Annotated in this window: 9 protein-coding genes; 8 read left to right on the top strand and 1 reads right to left on the bottom strand. The window is 38.9% G+C overall.

Annotated elements, in window-relative coordinates; all coding sequences use genetic code 11:
- The first annotated feature begins 79 nt into the window (after positions 1-79).
- From folB to H5072_RS07480, 8 genes are all read left to right on the top strand, one after another.
- Positions 80-439 (top strand): dihydroneopterin aldolase, encoded by a 360-nt coding sequence (folB, locus tag H5072_RS07515; RefSeq protein WP_024604056.1) that lies wholly within the window; start codon positions 80-82, stop codon positions 437-439.
- Complete coding sequence (folK, locus tag H5072_RS07510) at positions 440-928, top strand: 2-amino-4-hydroxy-6-hydroxymethyldihydropteridine diphosphokinase (RefSeq protein WP_024604057.1); 489 nt, start codon at positions 440-442, stop codon at positions 926-928. It begins immediately after the preceding gene.
- Complete coding sequence (locus H5072_RS07505; RefSeq protein WP_182670780.1) at positions 925-1,725, top strand: undecaprenyl-diphosphate phosphatase; 801 nt, start codon at positions 925-927, stop codon at positions 1,723-1,725. Before folK ends, H5072_RS07505 begins: the two co-directional genes overlap by 4 nt.
- A 175-nt stretch (positions 1,726-1,900) precedes the next feature.
- Positions 1,901-3,256, top strand: a complete 1,356-nt coding sequence (gene mpl / locus H5072_RS07500) for a UDP-N-acetylmuramate:L-alanyl-gamma-D-glutamyl-meso-diaminopimelate ligase (protein WP_182693159.1) — start codon at positions 1,901-1,903, stop codon at positions 3,254-3,256.
- Position 3,257: 1 nt separating this feature from the next.
- On the top strand, positions 3,258-3,878 hold the full coding sequence (locus H5072_RS07495) for a flavin prenyltransferase UbiX (protein ID WP_182693158.1): 621 nt from the start codon (positions 3,258-3,260) through the stop codon (positions 3,876-3,878).
- A complete protein-coding gene (locus tag H5072_RS07490) occupies positions 3,878-4,807 on the top strand; it encodes an ABC transporter ATP-binding protein (protein WP_182693157.1) in 930 nt (309 codons plus the stop codon). Before H5072_RS07495 ends, H5072_RS07490 begins: the two co-directional genes overlap by 1 nt.
- Positions 4,808-5,575 carry an ABC transporter permease gene (locus tag H5072_RS07485; protein WP_002961025.1) on the top strand — a complete coding sequence of 256 codons (768 nt, stop codon included), beginning with the start codon at positions 4,808-4,810 and terminating at the stop codon, positions 5,573-5,575.
- The gene (locus tag H5072_RS07480) at positions 5,575-6,252 is read left to right on the top strand and encodes a tRNA (guanosine(46)-N(7))-methyltransferase TrmB (RefSeq protein WP_182693156.1); all 678 of its coding nucleotides are present in this window, start codon (positions 5,575-5,577) and stop codon (positions 6,250-6,252) included. Before H5072_RS07485 ends, H5072_RS07480 begins: the two co-directional genes overlap by 1 nt.
- A 266-nt stretch (positions 6,253-6,518) precedes the next feature.
- Here the strand turns inward: H5072_RS07480 and H5072_RS07475 are convergent.
- Positions 6,519-7,604, bottom strand: a 1,086-nt coding sequence (locus H5072_RS07475) for an EAL domain-containing protein (RefSeq protein ID WP_182693155.1), incomplete at its 5' end; no start/stop codon positions are given.

Raw genomic sequence — 7,604 nt, 5'->3', positions numbered from 1 at the left:
CTGGCTAAACCATATACAGTATTAATTTTATTGATGCTTAGTATAGTTGCTTAGTAGTTTGTTGTTATTTGGAGTATCAATGGATAAGGTTTTTATATCTCAATTGCACGTCGACACTATTATTGGAGTGTACGACTTTGAAAAAGAAAGTAAACAGAGCCTTTATTTTGATATTGAAATGCTAAGCGATATTAAGCCTGCAGCTGAAAATGACGATATTAATTTAGCACTGGATTACTCAAAAGTAAGTGAGCGAGTTATTGAGCACTGCACTTTAAAACCTGTAGAGTTGCTAGAAACTTTAGTTGAACAATTAGCGCATATTATTTTAAGCGAGTTTAATACTCCACAAGTTACTATAAGAGTAAGTAAACCAGCAGCAGTAGCACAAGCGCAAACTGTAGGTGTTGAAATTACACGTGTTAAGGCAACTGACTAAATGGCTCAAATTTATATCAGCCTAGGGTCAAATATAAATAAAGCGCATTATATACAATGTGCATTAATTGCACTTAAGCAGCACTTTGAACATATTGTACACTCGTCTGTTTTTGAAAGTGAAGCAGTAGGGTTTGCTGGCAATAATTTTTATAATTCAGTCGTTGGCGCTACAACTGATATGTCGCTTGTTGATGTATGCGCTTTATTAAAACAAATAGAGCGTGATAATGGACGCACAGCGAACGATAAAAAGTTTAGTCCACGAACGCTCGATTTAGATTTACTATTTTATGATGATGTAATTTGCGCTTCTCCAGCACAATTACCACGAGATGAAATAACTAAAAACGCATTTGTATTACAACCTCTTAGCGAGGTTGCCCCAGATTTCTATCATCCTGTAGCTAAACAAACGATTGCGCAGTTATGGAATGAATATAATAACCCTCAACAAAAGCTATGGAAGGTGGAGTTTTCTAACCCATGAGTATCATCGAAATAATTATTTTAGCCCTCATACAGGGATTTACTGAGTTTTTACCAATTTCTAGTTCTGCGCACTTAATTCTCCCATCGCAAATTTTAGGCTGGGAAGATCAAGGGCTTGCGTTTGACGTGGCAGTCCATGTTGGTACTTTAATTGCTGTTGTTATTTATTTTCGCAAAGAGGTCGTCGACATACTCAGTGCGTGGTTTAAATCCTTTGGAGCACAAGGTACTAGTGATGATAGTAAGCTAGGTTGGTGGATAATTTTAGGCACTGTGCCTGCCGCTATTTTAGGCTTACTTTTAAAAGACTTTATAGAGTTGTACCTACGAAGCGCTTGGGTAATTGCTACTACCACAATTGTGTTTGGTTTATTGCTTTGGTACGCGGATGCAAAAGGTAAGCAAATTAAAACTATTTATCAGCTTAATTGGAAAACAGCACTTATTATTGGTTTTGCACAAGCTGTTGCAATGATCCCGGGAACTTCTCGCTCAGGTATCACGATGACAGCTGGTTTAATGCTTGGAATGAATAAGCAAAGCGCAGCGCGTTTTTCGTTCTTACTGGCAATTCCAATTATTTCTATGATGGGGCTTTATTATACTGCAGAGCTTGCTTTGGGTGACCATGTGGTTGATTGGAATACATTATTACTAGGTGTAGTGCTATCGTTCTTATCGGCTTATGCATGTATATTTATGTTTTTAAAAGTAATAGAGCGAATGGGCATGTTGCCATTTGTGATATATCGTTTATTGCTCGGTGTAGGTTTAATAGTATTTTTAATGATGTAGCAAATAATGACTAATAAAAAAGCCTTCTAATTAAGAAGGCTTTTTTATTATCAAGTGGTCATTTTGGCACGAGTGAAGTGCTTACTCGCAATGGTAACTAAGCACGAATTTTGGCATTATAGCGCCATTAAACTTTGCATAGCTGTAAAGTGAGCATACGATTTAAGGAAAGTATATGCATATACATATTTTGGGCATTTGTGGCACGTTTATGGGTGGCATTGCAGCCATTGCTAAATCATTAGGTCATAAAGTAACGGGTTCTGATCAGAACGTATACCCACCAATGAGTACGCAACTTGAAGAGCTTGGCATTGAACTGACTCAAGGCTACGCGGTATCTCAGTTAGAGCCAAAGCCAGATATGGTCGTTATTGGTAATGCAATGAGCCGGGGTAACCCATGTGTTGAATATGTGCTTGATAAAGGCCTGCCTTATACTTCAGGCCCTGAGTGGCTTAAGCATAACTTACTGCAAGATTCTTGGGTGCTTGCGGTTGCTGGTACGCATGGTAAAACAACCACAGCAAGTATGCTTGCGTGGGTGTTAGAGTACGCAGGTTTAAAACCAGGGTTTTTAATTGGCGGCATAGTGCAAAATTTTGGTGTATCGGCAAAAGTGGGTGAAACGCCATTTTTTGTTATTGAAGCCGATGAATACGATACTGCTTTTTTTGATAAGCGCAGTAAGTTTGTGCATTACCTCCCGCGTACACTTATCTTAAATAATCTTGAATTCGATCACGCTGATATTTTTGAAGATTTAAACGCAATAAAAAAACAATTTCATCACTTAATGCGTACATTACCTCAAAGCGGCAAGGTAATTTGGCCAAAGCAAGACGTAGCGCTTAATGACGTAATAGCACAAGGGCTTTGGAGCGAAAGCGAAACGCTAGGTGATGATTGGAGCTATGAATTAATAAAAGCCGATGGAAGTGAGTTTAATGTATTACTTAATGGCGAAAAGCAGGGCACTGTCTGTTGGCAAGCAATAGGCGAGCATAACGTTAAAAATGCGATTATGACTATCGCAGCAGCGCGCCATGTGGGTATAGCTGTTGATCATAGTATTGATGCGTTAGGAGAATTTATTAGCCCTAAAAGGCGTATGGAGCTAAAAGCGGATATAAATAATATTAAAGTGTATGACGACTTTGCGCATCACCCAACAGCAATTAAAACTACGCTTGCAGGATTGCGCGCAAAAGTAGGCGATGAAAAAATTATCGCTATTTTAGAGCCGCGCTCAAACACCATGAAAATGGGCGTGCACCAATATACATTATTAGATTCACTGCGTGATGCTGATAACGTACTCCTTTTTGAACCAGAGAATCTAAATTGGTCGCTAAAAGAGCAAGCAGATAAAGCAGGCATGCAGTGCTTTAGCAGCACGCAAACAATTATTGATACGGTGCTTGAAAATATTGAGCCTAATCAGCATATTTTAATTATGAGCAATGGCGGCTTTAATGGCCTTCATCAACACCTTGTTGATGGCTTAGCTGATAAATACAGCGGAGAATAGTGTGCAATTTAAAGATAGAATTACGCTCGCTTTTAGTGGTGCATCGGGTGCGCCTTATGGGCTTAGGTTACTTGAAGTATTACTAGAGCAGCAATTTCAGGTCTACGTTCTCATTTCAAGTGCAGCACGCGTGGTGCTTGATACAGAATCAAATATTAAGCTCTCTGGAAATGAAGATAAAGCCACAGAGCAGTTAAGTACGCTGTTTAATGCCAAACATGAACAACTAAAAGTATACGGTAAAGATAACTGGTTTAGCCCAGTAGCTTCGGGCTCTGCTGCTCCTAAAAAAATGGTAGTATGCCCATGTAGTGCCGGATCGGTTTCTGCAATTGCAGTGGGGGCGTCTGATAATTTATTAGAGCGCGCCGCTGATGTGGTAATTAAAGAACGCGGACAGCTCATTTTAGTGCCTCGCGAAACACCATTTAACGAAATTCATTTAGAAAACATGCTTAAGTTATCTCGTCTAGGGGTAACAATTATGCCAGCCGCACCTGGTTTTTATCATAAGCCACAAAGTATCGAAGACTTAGTTGATTTTATGGTGGCGAGAATTTTAGATCATTTAAACATTGAGCATAACCTAACAAAACGTTGGGGTTATGGTGAGGGTAAGTAATGAATAAGCAAAATATTGCTTTAAATATAGAAGGCCTTACCAAGGTTTATAAAAATGGTGTTGAGGCAATTAAAGGCGTTGATTTACAAGTTGAAGAGGGCGATTTTTTCGCTTTGCTTGGTCCAAATGGAGCCGGTAAATCAACCACTATTGGTGTTATTTCGTCACTTGTTAATAAAACAAAAGGCAAAGTAGAAGTATTTGGCTGTGATATTGATACTGATTTAGAAGCTGCAAAAGCGCATTTAGGCCTAGTGCCGCAAGAATTTAACTTTAGTCAGTTTGAAACGCTTAGCCAAATACTGGTTAACCAAGCCGGTTATTATGGTGTGCCACGTGGTGAAGCCCATAAACGTGCTGATAAATATTTAGCGCAGCTGGGTTTGTTAGAGAAAAAAGACAAGCAAGCACGTACGCTTTCAGGCGGAATGAAACGTCGATTAATGATTGCACGCGCCCTTATGCACGAGCCAAAATTACTTATACTTGATGAGCCAACAGCGGGTGTAGACATAGAGCTTCGTCGTTCAATGTGGGATTTTTTACGCCAAATAAATGAGCAAGGCGTTACTATTATTTTGACCACACACTACCTTGAAGAAGCTGAGTTACTGTGTAAAAACATAGCGATTATTGATTCTGGTCGAATTGTTGAAAACACCACCATTAAAGCACTGCTTGCAAAACTTGATAAAGAAACCTTTATTTTAGATTTAAAAATGCCAGCAAACCCTGTCACGCTTGAAGGTTATAAGTTCACGATGACGGACGATCATACTGTTGAAGTAGAAGTCGCTAAATCACAGGGCTTAAATGCGGTATTTAGCGCATTAACAAGCCAAGGAAATACAGTATTGAGTATGCGAAATAAAGCAAACAGACTAGAAGAGTTATTTGTAGGATTATTAGAGCAAGGGCGGGGCGAATAAATGTTTAAATATGGCGTAGCCTTAAAGAGTTTATGGATTAAAGAGTGTATTCGTTTTTTACGTATCTGGGTACAAACCTTAGTGCCGCCAGCAATTACGATGAGCTTATATTTTGTTATTTTTGGTAACTTAATTGGTTCACGTATTGGTGATATGGGCGGCTTTAGTTATATGGAGTTTATTGTACCTGGCCTTATAATGATGTCGGTTATTACTAATTCCTATTCCAACGTAGCCTCTAGTTTTTACTCAACAAAATTTCAAAAAAGCATTGAAGAGCTTTTAGTTGCACCTGTGCCTAATTACATCATTGTACTGGGTTATATGGGCGGCGGTATGACGCGCGGTATTATGGTGGGCTTTATAGTTACTTGTGTATCGTTATTATTTGTTGATATTCAAATTCATAATATTTTTGTAATTATGGCGACCGTTATTTTAACCTCAGCTGTGTTTGCTTTAGGTGGCTTAATTAATGCAATTTATGCAAATAGCTTTGACGATATAAGCATTATTCCCACCTTTATACTAACGCCATTAACTTACTTAGGCGGTGTATTTTATTCAATTACGTTATTGCCAGAATTTTGGCAAAACGTATCGCAAATAAACCCTATTATTTACATGGTAAATGCATTTCGCTATGGCTTTTTAGGTGTGTCGGATGTTGATTTAAGTGTAGCGCTAGGCGTTATTTTGGTGTTTATTACGGTGTTATTTACTTTAGCGCTAACTTTAATTAAAAAAGGTGTGGGGCTAAGACACTAATGAGTGATGCAAATTCACGTAGTATTGTATCTAATCAAGCGGGTATTCACGAAAAGCTTGATGAAATAGTAAATAAGCATTTAGATGCTGAATTTAAAAAGCCAATAGCAGCGCATACCCAAGCCGCATTTGACGAGGTTAATGCTAAAGTACAAGCCTTTAGTGGCCCGCTTATTTTAGACTCGTGTTGTGGCGTGGGTGAAAGCTCAGCTAACTTAGCTAAGCGCCACCCTGATGCACTTATAATTGGTATTGATAAATCGTCGCACCGATTAGATAAGCATGATGTTGAATATAAGCAAACCGACAGTGGTCAGTACATCTTAGTGCAAGCAGATTTAAATGACTTTTGGCGTTTAGCGGTAGCCGCCAATTGGCAACCTACGCACCATTATTTGTTGTATCCAAACCCGTGGCCTAAATCTAAGCATATTCGTAGGCGCTGGCATGGCGCAGCTATTTTTCCATTTATTGTTAAGTTAGGTGGAAAATTAGAAGTGCGCAGCAATTGGGATATTTACGTTAAGGAGTTTACTCGGGCGCTTGAATTAACAGGCAACCCTTGCGATGTAACACTTTATGAGTCAGACGATGCAATTACGCCTTTTGAGCGTAAATACTGGGCCAGTGGCCAGCAAAGCCACCGACTCGTTATAAACTTACCTAGGGCGTGTTGACCTTTCGTGATTGATTTTGCAGCAGCATGTTTGGTTTTTAGGCAAGGCGGAGCCTATGTAGTGTGGTTATTCCCCATAAATAGGCGATAACGCAGCATAAAGACCAAACATGTGCTGCCCTTTGGGTTCTTTCTAGGGACGATTAACTCTTTGTTGCTCAGTTTTTACTTAGCCCACTAGGTTACAAACCTCGCGCCGCGATTTAATCGCCCCTAGATTGAACAAATTTCAATCCACAAAGATCAACACGCCCTGGTTAAAGTAAGTCAAAGTGCTAATTCTTCTGTAACCGTATTAACATGTGGCACTGGGTGGGCAAAATAGTTGCCTTGCATTAGTGTCACATTCGCCTTTTTAAGTGCGGTTACTATGGTTGTATTTTCTACCGATTCTGCCATTAATTGTAAACCAAGTTGATTAGCAAAGCTGGCTATATGCTCAATAAACAAGTAGATATCTTTGTCATTCACTATTTGCTTTATTAGTGCGCCATCTAATTTAATACCATCTACTTCAAGCTTAAGTACGTTTGATATATTTGAATAACCACTACCAAAGTCATCAATAATAACCTTAACGCCTTTTGTTTTAACCATTCCAATAAATGCTTTTACTTCAGAGAAGTTGGCAATAGCTTGGGTTTCTAAAAGCTCTAATGTGATATTACCAGGATGCGGGTAGCGCTTAAGTTCGTCCGCAATAAACTCACTTAAATTAGGGTCGAGCATATCTTGTGCTGTTATATTTAAACTCCAGCAAATATCGGTTTTTCTAAAGCGACTAACACATTGTGAAAATATAGTACGGGTAAGTATTCCGTCCATTCTTGAGCGGGTAACAACATTTAAAAATGCATCAGGTTTTAATACTTCCCCTTGTGCTGTTACCATTCGAGCTAAACATTCGTATTGAACGACCTTATTGGTATTTGTGTCAATAATGGGTTGAAAGTAAGGCACTATACGATTGTTATCAAACGCTTCTCGCACTTCTTTAGCCATTTCTACATTGTATTGATATTGCGTTTTTACATCGTGTAGCGCTTTTGAGTAGTTAACTACACTATGCCTGCCTTGTTTAGCTTGCAGCGCTGCTATATGAGCGTTTTCAAGTAGTAGCGATTTATTACCACTGGCAATACCTGCACATAGGGTTATGTAGATAAAAGGGTCAGTTAATACCGGTGTATTAAAGTTATATGTTTTTACGAGGTCGGTAAATTCGTCATTACTCATTTCCTTAGGCGCGAGTAATACTATTTTATTTGTTGCTAGTCTGTATATATGGCAATGCGTAGAGCTTCTAAGTTTAAAGTGAATAAGTAAGTTTTTCATTACCTTGTCACCCACTTC

It is taken from the genome of Pseudoalteromonas sp. SR45-5, from assembly GCF_014163565.1.
Lineage (GTDB): Bacteria > Pseudomonadota > Gammaproteobacteria > Enterobacterales > Alteromonadaceae > Pseudoalteromonas > Pseudoalteromonas distincta.
This window is presented reverse-complemented; position numbering and strand designations above follow the sequence as displayed.

Coding starts and splice junctions, on each gene's coding strand:
- folB (WP_024604056.1), top strand. CDS start 80: ATGGATAAGGTTTTTATATCTCAATTGCACGTCGACACTATTATTGGA.
- folK (WP_024604057.1), top strand. CDS start 440: ATGGCTCAAATTTATATCAGCCTAGGGTCAAATATAAATAAAGCGCAT.
- H5072_RS07505 (WP_182670780.1), top strand. CDS start 925: ATGAGTATCATCGAAATAATTATTTTAGCCCTCATACAGGGATTTACT.
- mpl (WP_182693159.1), top strand. CDS start 1,901: ATGCATATACATATTTTGGGCATTTGTGGCACGTTTATGGGTGGCATT.
- H5072_RS07490 (WP_182693157.1), top strand. CDS start 3,878: ATGAATAAGCAAAATATTGCTTTAAATATAGAAGGCCTTACCAAGGTT.
- H5072_RS07485 (WP_002961025.1), top strand. CDS start 4,808: ATGTTTAAATATGGCGTAGCCTTAAAGAGTTTATGGATTAAAGAGTGT.
- H5072_RS07480 (WP_182693156.1), top strand. CDS start 5,575: ATGAGTGATGCAAATTCACGTAGTATTGTATCTAATCAAGCGGGTATT.